This is a genomic window from Anaerolineales bacterium (genome assembly GCA_037382465.1).
GTDB lineage: Bacteria > Chloroflexota > Anaerolineae > Anaerolineales > E44-bin32 > WVZH01.
Map to the genome: position 1 here is coordinate 1 of JARRPX010000055.1, position 17,289 is coordinate 17,289.

Consider the following 17,289-nt stretch of genomic DNA (forward strand, 5'->3'; position numbering starts at 1 on the left):
CTGCCGGATCAGCAGCCGCGCGTGCTCGGCCACCGCTGCTCGCACGGCCTGTACTGCAACCAACTGCACGCGCCCACCTGCCAGTGGGCGGGGACGCTGCCGGGCTACGATCCCTTCCGCTAGTTCTCCATCGTACCGAGCTCGCCGCAATCGAATATCTTCTCATTGAAATCAATCGGTGCCCGCGATCGGCGGGCACCGTGTTTTTACGGGTTGGGAAATTATGCGGTCACTCAGATCACGCCGAGCTTGCGCGCCACTTTTTCGATGGCCAACAGCCCGAATTCGAGGTCGTCCTGCTCGTGAGCCGCGGAGATCATCACGCGGATGCGCGCCTTGCCGCGCGGCACCGTCGGGAAACCGATCGCCGTGGCGAAAACGCCCTCCTCGTACAACGCCTGACTGAACCGCTGCGCCAGAGGCGCTTCGCCCAGCAGGATGGGTGTGATGGGGGTCGTGCTCACGCCCGTGTCGAGGCCCAGGTTTTTCAGCTCGCGCTTGAAGTACTCCGTGTTCTCCCACAAGCGCTCGACGAGCTCGCTCGATTTTTCGAGCAGGTCGATGGCGGCGATGCAGGCGGCGACGTCGGGAACGGTCATCGCCGAGGAAAAGAGGAAGGGACGCCCGCGCTGGCGCAGCCAATCGACGATCTCCCGCTTGCCGGCGACGACGCCGCCCACCACCCCGAAGGCTTTCGAGAAGGTGCCCACTTCGATGTCAACCTTGCCGTGCAGGCCGAAGTGATCGACGATGCCGCGGCCGTGGCTGCCCAGCACGCCCTCGCCGTGGGCGTCGTCGACCATGAGCAGGAATCCGTTTTCGTCGGCCACGGCGAAGAGTTCGTCCAGGGGCGCCACGTCGCCGTCCATACTGAACACGCCGTCGGTGACGATCAGGGCGCGGCGGTAGTTCTCGGCGCAGTTATCTTCGATGCGCCGGCGCAGGTCGTCGGCGTCGCGGTGGGCGTAGCGGCAGATCGTGGCCCGCGAGAGCCGGCAGCCGTCGATGATGCTGGCGTGGTTGAGTTCGTCCGAATAGATGATGTCCTTTTTATCGACCAGCGCCGGAATGGCGGCCAGGTTGGCGTTGAAGCCGGATTGAAAGGTGATCGCCGCTTCCACACCCTTGAATTTCGTCACGCGGCGCTCCAGTTCGAGATGCAGCTCCATCGTCCCGGCGATCGTGCGCACCGCGGCGGGGCCGACGCCGTATTTGTCCAGGGCGTCGTGGGCGGCCTCGATGAGGGCGGGATGGTCGGCGAGGCCGAGGTAGTTGTTGGAGCAAAAATTGAGCACCTTGCGCCCGTCGACGGTGAGCCAGGCTCCCTGCGCGGAGTTCAAGGTGCGGATGTTGGTCAGCAAACCGTTGGCCTTGAGCGTGTCTAACGCTTCACGAATCCAGGACAGCTTGTCGGTTTTACTCATCGGGTTTCACCTCCCCCAGCATCTGTGTGCGGCCGGTCTTGCGAGTCGATCAAGTCGAGCTTTCGATCTCGCGAGAGTGATTTTATCGCTCTTTCCCGCCGCATGGCAGTGATTCGATCGGGAAGACGTTCGATGTAGGCCAGGCGCAGCGGGCGCCGGGCGCGCGTGTAGCGCGCCCCCCGGCCCGCGTTGTGGTCCCGCAGGCGCCTTTCGGGATCGGTCGTCCAGCCTGTGTACAGCGTCCCGTCCGAGCACTCCAGCATGTAGCAGTAGAATTCGGCCACGATCTCATTATACGGTTAGACACAGGGCGAGACCAAGGCCGGTGAAAACGGATTGGCGGCCGGCAGCGCGGCGTCAGCTCCGGCCTCCGGGCAGATTGAAACCGAACAGCTTCTCGATCGTACTGCGGCGTTTGGGCATCCGGCCGGGAGGCGCTTTCTTGTCGTCCGGTGCGCCACGCTGCCGGGTGGAAAGCCACTGGTCGCGCGCCGCGTTCGCAGCGGCGACGTATTCGCCAAGTGATTTTCCGCTTTCGTCGGCGAGCACGCCGTGGAGATTGTGCAGTTCACCGATGAAGTGGGCCAATTTGGCGCGCAGGATTTCGAGATTCAGGGCGTCGTAATCCCGCGAATCGTAAACCGGTTCTTCGCTGCAAAGTGAGGTGATGGCCGCGAATGTCGTTCCGGCCATACTCTGGATATCCCGCCAGTTCCCGGCCTTGGCCGCCTCCTGCAGTAGCGCCGCGCCGAGTAGTCTGGGCAGCCACTCGACGGTGGCGGCAATTCCGTCGTGTTCGTGGGCGTCGATGAAAATCGGCGCCGCACCGAGCAGCCTGGCCAGGTCGAGGCCGGCCGACACGGTTTCTTCCGAACCGTCTTTCGGCACGGCGATGGCCAGCAGGCCGTTTTGGAACAGATCGACCCTGGGCTGTTTTCGTTCTTCCGGTGAGGCGCTGAAAACGTGCGGCCCGATGATCGGGGTTGCCCCCAGATAATGGCGGTCGGCCGGCAGGGATTCCTCGGCCCAGCGGATGGCCGTGGACCGCGTCGGCGTGGTGTCGATGAGCAGCCCGCCGGGTTTGAGCCTCTTTCCCAGCATTTCGAGATAGCCGTGCAGGGCGGCGGGGGGAACGTCGAGAACGATCGCATCCGCCGATTTCGAGGCCCTGCCCGGGTTCGATACCAGTCGCTGGACGGCGCCGAGTTCTTTTGCGCGCCGTGCGTTTTCACCGACGGGGTCGTGACCGATCAGCACGATCTCCGCTTCGGAGCGGGCGAAGTTCAAGGCGATCGACGTGCCGATCTGTCCCAGGCCGATAAACAATATTTCGCTGCTCATGCGAACACCTCAATTCTCACCGTCGGCCTGCTGCAGGCGGAGGAGTAAACGATCGATCTGCGTCTGCGGCGGCAGCGGAGGGATTTCTTGATGGCGGCGGACCAGAGCGACCAGCTCGTCCGAGCCTCCTGCGGCGCGGACGATGTCGGCGCCCCAGCGCGGATGCTGCGCGGCGATGATGAAGGGCCGCCGCAAACCTCGTGGCTCACCGGCGTTTCCCCAGCGTTCGACCGCCTCGGGGAACAGCGCCGTGGCCAGCACGACGAGGATACGATCCCACAATCGCGGATGGTGGCGGGATTTGCCCACGTCGTGCAGCAGCGCCGCGGCACACAAGGTCGGATGATCCGTACCGCCGGCGCGAACGGAGCGCAAGACGCGTACGCCGTGCAGTTGATCCGAGCGGCCCATGCGCCGAAAGACTTCCAGCAGGGAAGGCGGGAGCGTTTTTTCGATGAGCAGATGGTCTTCTGGCGTCAATCTGGCAAACAGTGCGTTGAGGAATTGAGACGCCCGGTAGGCGATTTTCATACGCTGAGAATCAGATGTCTGAAGATCACTTCCGCCGGTGTGCCGACGACCAGATCGAACAGATCGAAACCCGTTGCGTTTCCGATCAGGATGATGCCGATGAGAATCATGGGGCCGTATGGACGCAGGCGATAGAGTACGTCCTGCCCTCCCTGGGGCAGAAAGTATGTGGCTATTTTCTCGCCGTCGAGCGGGAAAATGGGCAGGAGATTGAAGAAGAGCAGGAGCAGATTGTAAAAAATGAAAAGGAGCAAGAAAGTGGCTATGACGTTGGATGTTTCCAACCCGATGCTCCCCGAATAGAGCAGCCCCATGCGGAACGGCAGCGATGCGAGGATGGCGAGGAGCAGGTTGGAGAAAGGCCCCGCCAAAGCCACAAGCATCAATGCGGCCGGTGTCCGCCGTCGCAGGGCGAAGTAATCTACGGGGACTGGTTTTGCCCAACCGAATCCCGCAATGACGAACATCAGAGAGCCCCACAGATCGAGATGGGCAAGCGGATTGAGGGTCAAACGGCCCGCCAGGCGAGGCGTGTCGTCCCCAAATTGATCCGCAGTCCACGCGTGCGCAAATTCATGGAAGGTGAGGGACAGTACCAGGGTGATGAGCAGTGAGGCGATTTCGAGTGGTTCAAGCGATAACATGCTCAGGATTATACCACCGGGAAAGTGTGCGTCGTTCAGGCGCATATGCGGCCGAGGGAAACGCAGGTGGTATAATCCGCGCCAACACAGAGTTCGCATCGTGGTGAGACATGCTGCCGGATTTACAGATGGGAGACGTTTTGCGATTGCGCAAACCGCATCCGTGTGGGAATACGGATTGGGTCGTGGTCCGTCTGGGCGCCGATATCGGTTTGAAGTGCCTGGGATGCGGCCGGCGCATTCTCCTGCCGCGCCGAGAGGTGGCTCGCAGGATGAAGGCCTACGTCACGAAGAGCGGCGCGGATTCGAACGGCAATTGATTTAGAAAGATCCTTGGTGCGGCGAGCCAGTATTATCGTGGATGCGCGCAACCACACGACACCCCTCGAAGCGCACAATAGCATCTCGCAAAGTGGAGATTTCAACCGAGGCCTCTCTTGCGGTAGTCGATCGATCGGCATCAGGCCCGTGATTGAAGTTTATAAGTTTGCGATGACGTTACTGTACATGTTTCCCACTGCGCCGCCAAATAGGGCCAGCATGATGATCACGATGATCGCGACCAGAACAAGGATCAGCGCATATTCGACGAGCCCTTGACCGCGCGGGAAAGAATATAATGAACGAAGACTTCGAATAGATAAATTTAGCATAATATAAGTATAGTATACGTGTGTAAACCGGAATAACTCAATAGTATTGCAGGGTAGTTTTCGTTCTGGGACGTTCGCCTGCGCGAACGGACTGCGCAGTGAGCGGGAGGGAGAATTCGTGCACAAGTTGATGCTCATTTTCCGGCAACCGAAGGATTTAGCGGCGTTCGAAACCCGTTGGAGCCACGATTTTGTGCGCGCGGCGGAGAAAATGCCGGGTATACGCCGTGTGACCGTGAGCCGGATCAACGGGGGCCTTTCTGGGGCCGTCGACTTCCATCTCGTGCATGAATTCTTTTTCGATAATGCGGAATCGATGCACCGTGCAATGGCATCCGAGGACGGACAGAAAGCGGGTAATATTTTGATGTCCTTTGCGGCGGACATCGTTACGTTGTGTTTCGCGGAGCATTGGGAAGATGACCTCGAGCGATCGTAACCGGCTTGTGCCCCGAGACGCAGATGTTCCGTCCGCAGGGAACCGGGAGAGGAACAATGTTGACCCCTGATGACTTGACGGCTTTCATCGAGAGCAACAAGGTCGATGCGCAGGTGATCGTCCTTCCTGTGGCGACTCCGACCGTTGAGGCCGCAGCACAGGCCGTCGGGACTTCCGCGAGTCAGATCGTGAAGAGCCTGCTCTTTTTGGTCGACGGAAAACCGGCGTTGGCCGTGGCCTGCGGAGAAGGCCGCGTCGATCGCCGTCCGATCGCCCGGCATTTCGACGTTGGGCGAAAGCGGGTGAAGATGGCTGACGCCGATGCGGTCTTGAAATTCACGGGCTATCCGATAGGCGCGGTGCCTCCCTTCGGGATGCCCCAACAGCCGGAGACGCTCATCGATGTGCGTCTTTTCGAGCACGATGTCGTCTATGCCGGAGGCGGGGACGTCAACGCCCTAATAAAAGTACATCCCGGGGAAATCGAGCGAATCACGCATGGGATTCGGTTGGACCTGCTCAACCCCGATGCGTTGAAATGAAGAGACCGTTGGGTTTGGGAATCTCGTTGGTCATTGTGGTCGGGCTGGTTGCGGCGTATTACGTCTATCAGGGATACCATTCTTCTTCTGTTCGCATGCAGCGGCTGCGTCGATATTGGCGCAATCCCGAAGCGCAGCTTGAGGGGGTGATTCATGCGGGAGAGCGCTGCGGCGAGGCGCCTTTCATCATGCCCACCGACGGCTTCATCGGTTTCGTTTGGGGAGATTCTTTTCGCCCCGGCCACAGCCATCAAGGCCTGGACATATTCGGCGCGGATGGCCTGGGGCACACAACGGTCGTGGCGGCGTACGATGGCTATCTGACTCGCCTGCCCGATTGGCGTTCATCGATCATCATCCGCATCGACAACGATCCCCTGCAACCGGGCCGGCAGATCTGGCTTTACTACACGCACATGGCGGATGCGCAAGGGAACTCGTTCATCGTAGACGCCTTTCCGCCGGGTACGTACGATCGATTTGTCGAAGCGGGAACGCTGTTGGGATATCAGGGTAATTATTCGGCCGATCCCGACAACCCCACGGGCATTCATCTGCACTTCTCCATCGTGAAGGACGATGGGCAGGGAAATTTCAAGAACGAACTGGTGTTCAATAACACGATCGACCCTTCGCCTTATCTGGGCATGCAGCTCAACGCCGATAAGCTGGGCGAGGGGATCGCTGCCTGCGCTGACTGATCTCGATCGTGCGGCTGCGATGTGGCCTGAAATCGGATTCGAGCATATCATTGGTACGTCCGGATACGGTGAAGATTTCGCGGCTTCGAGTTTCCTGTGCTGAGATGCTGAAGCGAAGCGGATCCACGATCTCAAAAGGACGTCATTCGAGAAATGCCTTCCTACCGTGACATGATCCACGCCATGCGAGAATTGGAACTTGATTCCCACAGCCGTGTCCTGCTGCATGCTTCTCCCTCCGCATTGCCGCCGATTCCCGGCGGGGCGGAAACCATCATCGGCGCCTTGCTGTCGACCTGCGAAACGCTCGTTGCGCCGGCGTTCACGCTGCGTTCGATGGTCACGCCCCGTGTGGGACCCGACGACAATGCATTGGATTACGGAGAAAGCGGTGACAGAAATCTCGAAGCCGAGATCTTCAGCGCAGGACTGCCTGCGGATGAGGGGCCGGGCAGCATTCCGGAGACCCTGCGGGAACATCCGGATGCGCTGCGTTCAAACCATCCCCTGCTTTCCTTCGTCGGCGTGAACGCCGTGGAAGCCTTGCAAGCTCAGACACTCGAAGAGCCCTGGGCGCCTATCGCCTGGTTGGCGGAATATGATGCCGATGTGGTTATGCTGGGTGTCGATCACACGAGCAACGTAAGTTTGCATTATGCGGAAATGAAAGCCGGCCGGCGGCAGTTCGTACGTTGGGCATTGACTCCGGACGCAGTGGTCGAGTGTCCTGGTTTCCCAGGCTGTTCCGCCGGCTTTCAGGCGATCGTTCCGCGTTTGGAGAGCATCCGCCGCACGACGCAGATGGGTGAGGCGGCGATCGAAGCCATTCCCCTCCGGGATATGATCAACATCGCCGTGGGCTGGATCCACGAGGATCCTCGTGCACTGTTGTGTGATCGGGACGGCTGCCCGTGCTGTGCCGCAGTTCGTGCCTCGGTGCGTGTGGATGGATGATCGTGCCCTCACGTTTGCGGTGGGAGGAGAGGTGAGATTGATACGTATTCACGCCGCGCTTCCCGCGCCGGAAAGGCCTTTATTCGGCGGGATTTCGCCGCATAAAAGCGTGTTCTGCCGCCGCGCGGGTCCTGTTTTTTAGGCCCGAAACGAAGGAGCTTTCGATCTCCTAACAAGGTCGCAATCCGTGGTAATATTTGGTTGAGAAAATCCACCTGGTTTCTTGCAGAGATGACAGAACCTGAGAAAATAACCATCGTTGAAGGCCCTACACCCACTTTCGAATTGGTATCCGACCCCTGGCTGCACAGTATAATCGAGAGCCCGCTTCCGTCACGCGTGGCAATGTGCCGGGTGCGCGCTTTCAATGGTCCCGCGCTGGTCGAACGCTGCTATCGCGCCTGGCACGCCGGCGAACCCATCTATCTCGAATATCGGGATGAAGAGGGCCTGACCGATCAGGCCAGCATCATCGCCGTTCGTTGGGTCGAACAGCAAGAAGGGGACACGCTTCTCTTGTGGGTGCGGTTGGAGGAAAGCGAAATTGAGATCGAATTCGACATCGATCTGGATGATTTCGATTTTGACGATGACTCCGACGACATCGACTTCGGCTCCCTCCTTTAACCGACCGGGCTGCCTCTCGAGGCAGCCCGGAAATACGCTATCCCGATAGCGTTCAATCCTTTCAACCCATCTCCGCTCCCAGACGACTGCGTTCCTGCTCCACGATGGAATCGTCCAATTTCTTGAACAACGGCTTTGGTTTGCGGAACTTGCGTCCGGCTTCGAGTTCGCTTGCAGCCCAGTGCCCGGTGGCGGGTGAGGGATCGTAGACAAGCGCTTCGTGAGAACGCGATGCTTCCTGGTAGGTTTCGATGTGCTGCTCGCCGAAGATGGGTTTCTCGTATCCCATGGTGGTATGCAGGCGTTCGCTGCTGAATGGCAGGAAAGGCGCCAGTAAAACCTTCAGGGAGTCGATGGCCCGCAGTGCGGTATAGACCGTCGTGGCCGCGCTGGCCTTGTCGTCATTGATCACGCCGAACCAGGGCGCCCGATCGAGGTAGCCATTGACCTCGCGCGCCAGCCGCATCGCTTCCTGGAGCGCGGCGCGCAGTTTCACCGCCTCGATATGGCCTCCCACGCTGTCGAACCCGGATTCGATTTCATGCAGCAAGGCACGATCGTCCGGCCGCAGCTCTCCCGGTTCCGGAACGACTCCGTCCCAGTGTTTGTAGGCAAAGGAGAGCACGCGATTGGCGAGATTGCCCCACGTGGCGACCAGTTCGTCGTTGTTGCGGCGCACGAAATCGGCCCAGGAAAAATCGCTGTCGCGAGTCTCCGGCATTACCGCGGCCACGTAGTAGCGGATGGCGTCGGCATCGTATCTTTCCAGGATGTCCGGCAGCCAGATGGCCCAGTTGCGGCTTTTACTGAACTGTGCGCCTTCGATGTTCATGAATTCGTTGGCGGGAACGTCGTAAGGCAGGTTGAGGTGCAGGTTTTCGTCGTCCTCATAGAGGCGATCGACGCCGAGCAATTCCGCCTGCCAGAAGAGTGTATGGAAGGGGATGTTGTCCTTGCCGATGAAGCAGTAGCCGCGCGCCGTCGGATCGTACCACCAATTCTTCCACACCTCCGGCTGGCCCGTGTTTCGAGCCCACTCCACGGAGGCGGTGAAGTATCCCATCACGGCCTCGAACCAGACGTAGAGGCGTTTGTCGTCCCAGCCTTCGAGCGGCACCGGGATGCCCCAATCGATGTCGCGCGTCACGGCGCGTCCCTTCAATCCACTCTCGACGTAGTTGCGGGCAAAGTTGATCACGTTGGGCCGCCAGTGATCGGCGTGTTCGTTCATGTAGGCCAGCAGACGCTCGCTGAACGCGGGCAGATCGAGATAGAAATGTTCCGTCTCGCGCACGACCGGCGTGCTGCCGTCGGTCTTGCTGCGAGGATCGATGAGCTCCAAGGCATCGAGCAGATTGCCGCAGTTGTCGCATTGATCACCTCGGGCCTCCGCGTATCCGCAGATCGGGCAGGTCCCTTCCACGTAGCGGTCGGGGAGAAAACGGCCTTCGCTTTCGGAATACAGCTGCTCCTGCGTTTGGCGGTAGAGATATTCTTCCTCGAGCAAACGGGTGAAGAAATCCTGGGCGATGCGGTAATGGTTCTCGGTGTCCGTGTGCGTGAACAGGTTGTAGCTGATGCCAATCGCTTTCTGGGTTTCCAGGAAACGCTGGTGGTAGTGTTCAAACACCTCGCGAGGACTCGTGCCGCGTCTATCGGCTTCGATGGTGATGGGCGTGCCGTGTGCGTCGGATCCGGAGACCATGAGGACTCGGTTGCCCTTCAAACGATGGTAGCGGGCAAATATGTCGGCGGGCAAATAGGCGCCGGCCAGGTGCCCCACGTGCAGGTCGCCATTGGCGTACGGCCAGGCAACGGAGATGTGAATGAGATCGGACATGATTTACTCCTCGAAACGATCGCATGCATTTGGTGCGAAAGGTTTTTTTCACGCTGGAGACGATGGTGAGCATACCATAATTTATTGAAGTCCATCCTCTCTTGCACTGCAGGCAATCGGATTTTGTTCGTTCTTTGGTTCCGAGCCGCTGCGCGACGGCAGGGAAACGAAAACGCCAGCGTTTTCGCTGGCGGTGATTGGCTGCCGGGGCTGGTGGCGGTCCCGATGTCAGCTATCGGCGGGGGCGCGACCATACCAAGCCGATGGTTCGCGCGCCATCGGCGACGGCAGCTCAGGCATGATCATGGTTTGCAGTGTTTTGAACATCATCACTCCAAGGTCGATCCGATTGTCTGTATCGCGATCGAATTCGACCTCGAATTCGTTTCTCTATTGTACCAACAATGTCAAGCGAGTTGGTCACATCTTGCCGCGAAAATGAAGTCGGCTTCGCTGAGCCCGCCGATCGAGTGGGTCCAGATGGTGATTTTCGCTTTGCCCCAGGTGAGGCAGATCTCAGGGTGATGGTTGACGCTTTCGGCCAATTCCCCCACGGCGTTGGTGAAATCGAGCGCTTGTTTGAAATCGGGAAACTTGAACGATTTCTCCAGATGGTCCTCATTGATGACCTGCCAACCATCCCCGAGTTGATCGCGAAGGGCGTGCAGCTCATCGCCTTCCAACGGTGCTGTGCCTTTGGCGGGCGGCTTGAGTTCTCTACGTGCGAGTGCGGACATGGTTAACTCCACAATCAGACAATTCGTATCTAGATTCTATCACGCGAGGATACTGTTTGTTGGGGACTATTCCACTCGACGAATGGCTTCGATGATGTCCGCGGCGAGATCGTAGCGGTGGAAGGGCGGCATGAGGTAGACGCCTTGTACGATCGCAGAGAGCGAGTGGAGCAGTTCGACGGCGATGCGCACACCTTCCTGCGGCGCTTGGTCGCCAGCATTCGCGATCTGTCCGCGGATCGCCTCGGGGATGCGGATGCCCGGCACCTCGTTGTGCAAGAATGCGGCGTGGCGCGAGCCGTAGAGCGGCAGCACACCCACCAGCACAGCTAATTCCAGGGGGCCGTAGCTATTTTCGTACGCCTCGATGAATTCCTGAGCCAATTCGGGTTCGTAAACCGGTTGGGTGAGGGCGAAATCGGCGCCGGCGTCGATCTTCTTGTTAAGGATGCGCATTTCGCGTTCGGGATCCTTGGCGCACAGATTCAAGGCGCAGCCGACGAAGAACGACGTCGCTTCTCCGATGTCGGCCCCGGTGTGATCCACGCCGCTGTTGAGCTCCTGTTTGATCAACTTGATCAAGCCGGACGGCACGAGGTCGTAATCGTCCATCGCATCGGGGTAATCGCCGATCGCCGTGGGATCGCCGAGGACCACGAAAATGTTGCGTACGTCGAGGGCGTGCGCCGCGAGCAGGTCGCCCTGGACGCGCAGCAGATTCCTGCCGCGCGTGGGAAAGTGCAGCACGGTGTCGATTCCCACTTCTTTCTGGATCAAACTGCAGACGGCCCAGGGGCTCATGCGCATGCGCGCCATGGGGCTGTCGGCGACGTTGATCACGTCTGCGCCTGCTTCGGCGAGCAGCGAGGCGCCGGCGAGCAGTTTGTGCGTGGAGAAACCGCGCGGCGGATCCATCTCGACCGAAATCACGAAACGTCCCGCGGCCAACTTCGAAGCGAGTCCCGTCGGTTCCCGCGTCGTGGTCGCCGGCGGTGATTCGTCCGTGGCGCTTGCAGCGGCCGGCGTTTCGATACAGGGCGATTCCATGCTGTCGAGGGCGCGGCGCATGGCGGCGATGTGTTCCGGTGTGGTGCCGCAGCAGCCGCCGATGATGGAGGCGCCCGCCTCACAAAATGCGCGGGCGTAGTCGCCAAAGTAGTCCGCCGTTGCGGGATACATGATGCGCCCGGAGACGCGTTCGGGCCAGCCGGCGTTGGGCATCACGCTGAAATGCGCTTCCGGCACCGCTCGGCGCATCTGCCGCAGGATGCGCAGCAGCTGCGCCGGCCCGCTGGAACAATTGGCGCCGATCACGTCGGCGCCGTAGTCCGCCAGCCGCCTGGCGACGTGCGTGGGATTGTCGCCCAGCAGGGTGCGATCGTCGCGCGTGAATGTGACCGAGGCGATGACGGGAAGATCGCCGATGTCTTTGGCGGCGCGGAGAGCCTGATGGACTTCGGCGAGATCGTTTTGGGTCTCGATGAGCAGCACGTCGACGCCCGCTTCGACCAGGGCTTCGATCTGTTCGTGAAAGGCCTGGTAGGCCTGCTCGGGTTTGACGCGGCCGAAGGGCGCGATGTGAACGCCCAGCGGCCCCACGCTGCCGGCCAGAAGCACATCCTTAAAGGATGCGTCGATCACCCGCCGGGCGAGATGAACGGCGGCGGCGTTGATTTCCACAACGCGGTCTTCCAGCCCGTGAGCTGCGAGCTTGAACCGATTGGCGCCGAAGGTGTTGGTCTCGATCAGTTCGGCTCCGGCGTCGATATACTCACGGTGAATCTCGGCGATCAAAGCCGGCCGTATGAGGTTGTACTCGTCGAAACAAGTATCGAGGGACACACCTTTCGTGTGCAGTACGGTGCCCATGGCGCCATCGGCGAGAATGGGAATCTCTCGTTCGAGCCAGCATTGAAACAGTTCTGCGTTTGCCATTTTCGTCTCGTTGGATGATTTCTTCACGGCAGGATCGGGCGGATTATACCTCGTCCATCAATTGCTCCACGCGGCTCAGTCCGACGCTGTAATACTTCGCTTGTGGATGATGCAGGATGATCGCCGCAGTCGACTGCTCGGGGATCAATTGATAGGCGGGCGAGAGCCGCATGCCCAGGGCTTGCTCCGCCGGTAACAGCTCGAACACCTTGGTGTGATCCTCGAGTTCGGGGATCGCCGGGTATCCCCAGGAATAGCGTTTCCCCTGTCCCTCGGCAAGACCCAATTCGCGGCGGATGTGCCGGTGCAGATATTCCGCTGCGGCTTCCGCCGTCTGTACGGCCAAACCGTGGGTGAAGTAGCTCTCGCTGTAGTCCCCGGATTGCTGCAGCTCGTTGACGTAATCGCTGGCCTGCGACCCCACGGTCACGATCTGAAAGGCGACCACGTCCATTCTGCCGCTTTCGACCGGAGCGAAGTAATCGCTGAGGCACAGGCGTTCGCCGTCCGGTTGACGAGGAAAGTGAAAGCGGGTGAGGATTTGCGGCCGGCCGGATTCAAGCGTTTGGGGATCGTAAACCAGCAGGTCATCGTCCTGCGCTTGCGCCGGCCAATAGCCATACACGCCCTGGGGTTTGAGCCAGCCTTCCTTCAAGGCTTGCTTCTGCATACGCTGGAGACGTTCTTCAAATTCGCTTTCCAACTGTTCCCATTCCTCGCCGCGCGTGTTCTTGGCGCCCCAGGAGAGACGGAACAGCTCGTTCTTGAAAAGATGTTGGAACACGATTTCCAGCGGCATTTGCTCCACCACGCGCGGTCCCCAATTTGGCGGTGCCGGGATATTCTCGGCCGGAGCGACACTGGATATGCCGGCTCGGGGCTTTCGTTTTCTGGGCTGGCGTCCGATCTCACGTTCTGCTTGCGCAAGACCATCGGACAGTAGTTGGGCGCGCTGGTCGGGACGCTGCAGTTGATCCATGACGCTGAGCCCCTCGAAGGCATCCTTGCAGTAAAACACCCCCGGTGCGTAGGGCCGGCCGTCTTCGGTGAAGAGGATGCGCCGCCCAAAGCGGCGGTTGATGGCTGCGCCGCCGATCAACACGGGGAATTCCAGTCCACGCCGCTGCAGCTCGTTGACGATCAACGGCATCTGCTTGCTGGTGCTCACGAGCAGAGCGCTGAGGCCGATGGCGTCGGCGCTGACTTCTACGGCCTTGTCGATGATCACGTTGGCCGGCACCTGTTTTCCGAGATCGTGAACCAGGTAGCCGTTGTTGGAGAGGATGGTTTTGACCAGATTCTTGCCGATGTCGTGCACGTCCCCATACACAGTCGCCAGGACGATGCTTCCTTTGGCGACTCCTTCCCGCCGTTGGAGAAATCCTTCGACGTGCGAGACGGCGATCTTCATCACTTCCGCCGACTGCAGCACGAAGGGTAGAATCAATTCACCTGCACCGAAGCGGTCGCCGACCTCCTTCATGGCCGGCAGAAGCACGGTGTTGAGGATTTCCACGGCGCCCTGCGCTTTCTCGTCCGCAGGGAAATCTGCGAGGATTTCGTCGATGTCGGCCCGCACGCCGTCTTTGTGGCGGTGCAGGACGCGCCAGTGGATGCGTTCCTGGGGCGTCATGTCGGCGGTGGGATCGGCGTCGGGTTCCTCGTCGACCGTCACCGATTCGAAATGCTCGATCAGGCGCTGCAGGGCGTCCGCACGTCGGTTGAAGATCAGGTCCTCCGCCAGGCGGCGCTCCGTCTCCGGGATTTCCATGTAGGGGGTGATGTGCGCCGGGTTGACGATGGCCATGTCCAGACCGGCCTGCACGCAGTGGTAGAGCATGACGCTGTTGAGCACGGCTCTGGCCGCTTTGCTCAAACCGAAGGACACGTTGGAGACTCCGAGAGATGTAAACACGCCGGGGAGTTCCGCCTTGATGCGGCGGATGCCTTCGATCGTCTCGCTGGCCGAATCGGCGAATTCGGGATCACCGGTGGCCAGGGTGAAAGTCAGTGCATCGAAGATCAGGTCCTCGGGCCGCAGGCCGATTTCGTCCACGGCGAGGGCGTGGATCTTCCTGGCGATTTCGAGTTTCCGCTCGCTCGTTTTTGCCATGCCGGCTTCATCGATGGTGAGGGCGATCGCCGCCGCGCCGTGGTCGAGGGCGAGCCGCAGCACGCGTTGGATCTTCTCCCGTCCGGATTCGAGGTTGACCGAGTTGAGCAGGCAGCGCCCGGGCGCGGCCTTCAACGCGGTTTCCATGACCTCCGGCTCCGTGGAGTCGATCACCAGCGGGGCTTCGACGCTAAGGGATAATTTGTGCACGACTTTGCGCATCGTCTCGGCTTCGTCGTCGCGTTCGGTCAACGCCACACACACGTCCAGGGCATGGGCGCCGCGTTCGATCTGCTTGCGGCCGAGCGCCACGATGGAGTCCAGGTCTTCTTCCAGAATCAGCTGCTTGGCTTTGCGCGAGCCCTGGGTGTTGATGCGTTCCCCGATGAGCAGCGGCGGCGGCTCTTGACGCATGGCGATGGACTGCAGAGCCGAAGAGAGCCGCGCCGGAGACCGCGCCGGGCGCGGAGGATGATCTCGCCCGTGCAGCGCCTCGACGAGGGGTTTCAGATGGGCCGGTGTCGTCCCACAGCAGCCGCCGACGATGCTGACGTTGTGCCTCTCGACGAAGTCGCGCATGTCTGCCACGAAGGGACCGGGTTCGAGTGGATACACCGCCTCGCCGTCCACGTTGAGCGGAAGCCCGGCGTTGGGAATGCAAGACACCGGCAGGACGGCGTGTTCGCCCAGGTAGCGGATCGGTTCGCGCATGTGTTCGGGGCCCGTGGAGCAGTTCAGGCCGATGACGTCGATGGGCAAACGCTCGAGGGTGGTCAATGCGGCCGAAATGTCGGTGCCCAGCAGCATGCGCCCGGTGGTGTCCAGGGTCACTTGAGCCTGGATGGGGAGGAACTCGCCGGTTTCTTCGAAAGCCGCATGAATGCCGTGGATGGCGGCTTTCACTTCGAGGATGTCTTGTGCGGTTTCGATCAGGAGCACGTCGACGCCGCCCTGAATCAGGCCCACGGTTTGTTCGCGGAATACGTCGACCAGTTCGTCGAAGGTGATGTTCGAGAGGTCGGGGTCGTCCGCGGAAGGGAGTTTGCCGGATGGGCCCATCGAGCCGGCGACGAATCGCGGTCGATCGGGCGTGCCGAATTCGTCGGCCAAACGCCGCGCCAGCGACGCAGCGGCCTGGTTGATCTCGGTCACCTGCTGCCCCAGGCCGAATTCCGCCAGCGTGAGGCGGTTGGCGCGGAACGTGTCGGTCTCGATCACGTCGACTCCGACTTCGAGGAAAGAGCGGTGCACCGATTCGACGGCGTCGGGCCTGGTGAGCACGAGGACGTCGTTGCAGCCCGCGTAGCTTTCGCCGCCGAAATCGTCTGCACTGAGCTGCATGGCCTGCAGGCTGGTGCCCATGGCGCCGTCGTAGATCAGAACGCGTTCTGCGAGAGCGTCCAGATAGCGGCGGTTGGTGTAGCGACGTTGGTCCAAGATCGTTGCTCCTTGTTCGGATGAAAAGAAACCCCTTCGGGAAGAAGGGGCTGACTTGCATGCGCAAACGTTCCCTCATCTTCCAGAAGACCGGATTGCGGCGAGCCTTCTGCCGGAGTTGGCACCATCCATCGGTGGTTGCCGAGGCTTCACAGGGCCGGTCCCTCCGCCTCTCTCGATGAGCAACCGGCGATTGCTCGCCGGTCTATTCGGATAACGTTTGTCAGTTTACCACGTCCGCGCTGCGGATGTCAATTTGTTGGACGCAGAAAGGGAGGCGGCGCTGAAACAGCGCCGCCTCCCTGGCGGCAATAAAATCAAGGCGTGCAGGGATCACCGGGAACGGCGTCGTCCGGGCAAGGTACGGTGCACACCGGTTCTCCACTTCGGGTTGCCGGTTCAACCAGACAGCCGAGGATGGGGGTTTTCGTCGGGAGCGGCGCGGGGATGTAAACCTTCGTGCCGTCCACGTCGCCTTCCGTCTGGACGATGGCCCGCAGGATCCAGCAAATGCCCTCCCAATCCGGGTTGTTGATCACCAGCCAGGTTCCTTCCCGATTGCGGCCGATCACTTCGGCGCTTTCGCCTGCGAGCAGATAACCGGCGTCCTCGTAATCGACGCTGTCTCCCTTGCGGCAGGTGGTGTTCTGCGGGGCGAAGAGCATGGGCACGAGCGGTTCGGGCGTGGGCGTAGACGTGGGTTCCTGTGTGGGTTGTTCGTCTGCGGAGTACGTCTCGCCGCCTTCGGTTTCGAGTTCGAACGCCCCGGCGTCACAGACGCTTCCCGAAGGCTGCGGCCTGGAGACGCCGCGTTGATCCTGCGCCACCGGAGCGGCGGCGACGTCGCTGCAGTCGCTGATGAGATTGAAAGCGATGCTGGTGGACGAGATGGCGAAGGTCGGCGTGAAACCGCCGTTGTTGCTGAAACTGCCCAGCATCGGGTCCATGTTGATCGAAATGCCGGGACAGTCTCCGACGTTGTCGATATTTTCACCGAGGGCTTGGAAAGATCCAGCTCCGATGTCGCAGTTTTCCTGCACGGCGACGTCATACAGAATGCTGTTTTTGATCTGTGTGTTTCCGGCAGTTTGGGATATCGATTTCCCACGATCGGCGCTCCCGGCCTTCAACGTGGCAACGCTCAGGGAAAGATTGCCTTCGTTCAAGATATTGGCGCCGTTTTGGGTCGCGAGGTTCGAGGAAAACGAGACGTTGGTTGCGGTGAACTGTCCAAGGTTATGCACTGCGCCCCTGTGATAGGCGATGTTCGTGTCGAAGGCGGATGCCCTTACGATCGCGGTGCCTTCGTTGTAAAAAGCCCCACCGGTGGCTTGCATGCCCAGCGTGTAATTCTGGGTGAAGTAGGTTTCG

General features: G+C 60.4%; 16 protein-coding genes and 1 riboswitch. Of the genes, 6 read left to right on the forward strand and 10 right to left on the reverse strand.

Going from position 1 to position 17,289, the window contains the following annotated elements; genetic code table 11:
- Window positions 1-233: 233 nt before the first annotated feature.
- The 5 genes from P8Z34_12990 to P8Z34_13010 form a co-directional block, all read right to left on the reverse strand.
- Complete coding sequence (locus tag P8Z34_12990; protein MEJ2551590.1) at window positions 234-1,424, reverse strand: glycine C-acetyltransferase; 1,191 nt, start codon at window positions 1,422-1,424, stop codon at window positions 234-236.
- Window positions 1,421-1,687, reverse strand: coding sequence for a GIY-YIG nuclease family protein (locus P8Z34_12995; protein MEJ2551591.1), 267 nt, complete (start codon window positions 1,685-1,687; stop codon window positions 1,421-1,423). Before P8Z34_12995 ends, P8Z34_12990 begins: the two co-directional genes overlap by 4 nt.
- Window positions 1,688-1,781: 94 nt before the next feature.
- A complete protein-coding gene (locus P8Z34_13000) occupies window positions 1,782-2,765 on the reverse strand; it encodes a prephenate dehydrogenase/arogenate dehydrogenase family protein (GenBank protein ID MEJ2551592.1) in 984 nt (327 codons plus the stop codon).
- Window positions 2,766-2,774: 9 nt separating this feature from the next.
- Window positions 2,775-3,296: an HD domain-containing protein gene (locus tag P8Z34_13005; GenBank protein ID MEJ2551593.1), complete on the reverse strand. Its 522-nt coding sequence runs from the start codon at window positions 3,294-3,296 to the stop codon at window positions 2,775-2,777.
- Entirely contained in the window at window positions 3,293-3,940 is a 648-nt protein-coding gene (locus tag P8Z34_13010; GenBank protein ID MEJ2551594.1) for a site-2 protease family protein, read from the reverse strand. Before P8Z34_13010 ends, P8Z34_13005 begins: the two co-directional genes overlap by 4 nt.
- 128 nt (window positions 3,941-4,068) lie before the next feature.
- Between P8Z34_13010 and P8Z34_13015 the strand changes: the two genes are divergently transcribed.
- From P8Z34_13015 to P8Z34_13040, 6 genes are all read left to right on the forward strand, one after another.
- Window positions 4,069-4,260 (forward strand): DUF951 domain-containing protein, encoded by a 192-nt coding sequence (locus P8Z34_13015; GenBank protein MEJ2551595.1) that lies wholly within the window; start codon window positions 4,069-4,071, stop codon window positions 4,258-4,260.
- A 451-nt stretch (window positions 4,261-4,711) separates the two neighbouring features.
- On the forward strand, window positions 4,712-5,032 hold the full coding sequence (locus P8Z34_13020; GenBank protein MEJ2551596.1) for an EthD family reductase: 321 nt from the start codon (window positions 4,712-4,714) through the stop codon (window positions 5,030-5,032).
- A 56-nt stretch (window positions 5,033-5,088) separates the two neighbouring features.
- Window positions 5,089-5,574, forward strand: coding sequence for a YbaK/EbsC family protein (locus P8Z34_13025; protein ID MEJ2551597.1), 486 nt, complete (start codon window positions 5,089-5,091; stop codon window positions 5,572-5,574).
- Complete coding sequence (locus P8Z34_13030) at window positions 5,571-6,275, forward strand: M23 family metallopeptidase (GenBank protein ID MEJ2551598.1); 705 nt, start codon at window positions 5,571-5,573, stop codon at window positions 6,273-6,275. The genes P8Z34_13025 and P8Z34_13030 overlap by 4 nt, the downstream gene beginning before the upstream one ends.
- A gap of 153 nt (window positions 6,276-6,428) precedes the next feature.
- On the forward strand, window positions 6,429-7,229 hold the full coding sequence (locus tag P8Z34_13035; GenBank protein MEJ2551599.1) for an AAC(3) family N-acetyltransferase: 801 nt from the start codon (window positions 6,429-6,431) through the stop codon (window positions 7,227-7,229).
- A 231-nt stretch (window positions 7,230-7,460) separates the two neighbouring features.
- Entirely contained in the window at window positions 7,461-7,856 is a 396-nt protein-coding gene (locus P8Z34_13040; GenBank protein ID MEJ2551600.1) for a hypothetical protein, read from the forward strand.
- Window positions 7,857-7,917: 61 nt separating this feature from the next.
- Here P8Z34_13040 and metG read toward each other — a convergent pair whose 3' ends face one another.
- The 5 genes from metG to P8Z34_13065 form a co-directional block, all read right to left on the reverse strand.
- Complete coding sequence (metG, locus tag P8Z34_13045) at window positions 7,918-9,696, reverse strand: methionine--tRNA ligase (protein ID MEJ2551601.1); 1,779 nt, start codon at window positions 9,694-9,696, stop codon at window positions 7,918-7,920.
- A gap of 407 nt (window positions 9,697-10,103) precedes the next feature.
- Window positions 10,104-10,433, reverse strand: coding sequence for a 4a-hydroxytetrahydrobiopterin dehydratase (locus P8Z34_13050; protein MEJ2551602.1), 330 nt, complete (start codon window positions 10,431-10,433; stop codon window positions 10,104-10,106).
- Between the two features lie 66 nt (window positions 10,434-10,499).
- Complete coding sequence (locus tag P8Z34_13055; GenBank protein ID MEJ2551603.1) at window positions 10,500-12,368, reverse strand: bifunctional homocysteine S-methyltransferase/methylenetetrahydrofolate reductase; 1,869 nt, start codon at window positions 12,366-12,368, stop codon at window positions 10,500-10,502.
- A 43-nt stretch (window positions 12,369-12,411) separates the two neighbouring features.
- Window positions 12,412-15,918, reverse strand: coding sequence for a methionine synthase (gene metH / locus P8Z34_13060; GenBank protein ID MEJ2551604.1), 3,507 nt, complete (start codon window positions 15,916-15,918; stop codon window positions 12,412-12,414).
- Between the two features lie 72 nt (window positions 15,919-15,990).
- A riboswitch (SAM riboswitch) is annotated at window positions 15,991-16,103 on the reverse strand.
- Window positions 16,104-16,235: 132 nt separating this feature from the next.
- The coding region (locus tag P8Z34_13065) for a choice-of-anchor Q domain-containing protein (GenBank protein MEJ2551605.1) at window positions 16,236-17,289 on the reverse strand (1,054 nt) is incomplete at its 5' end.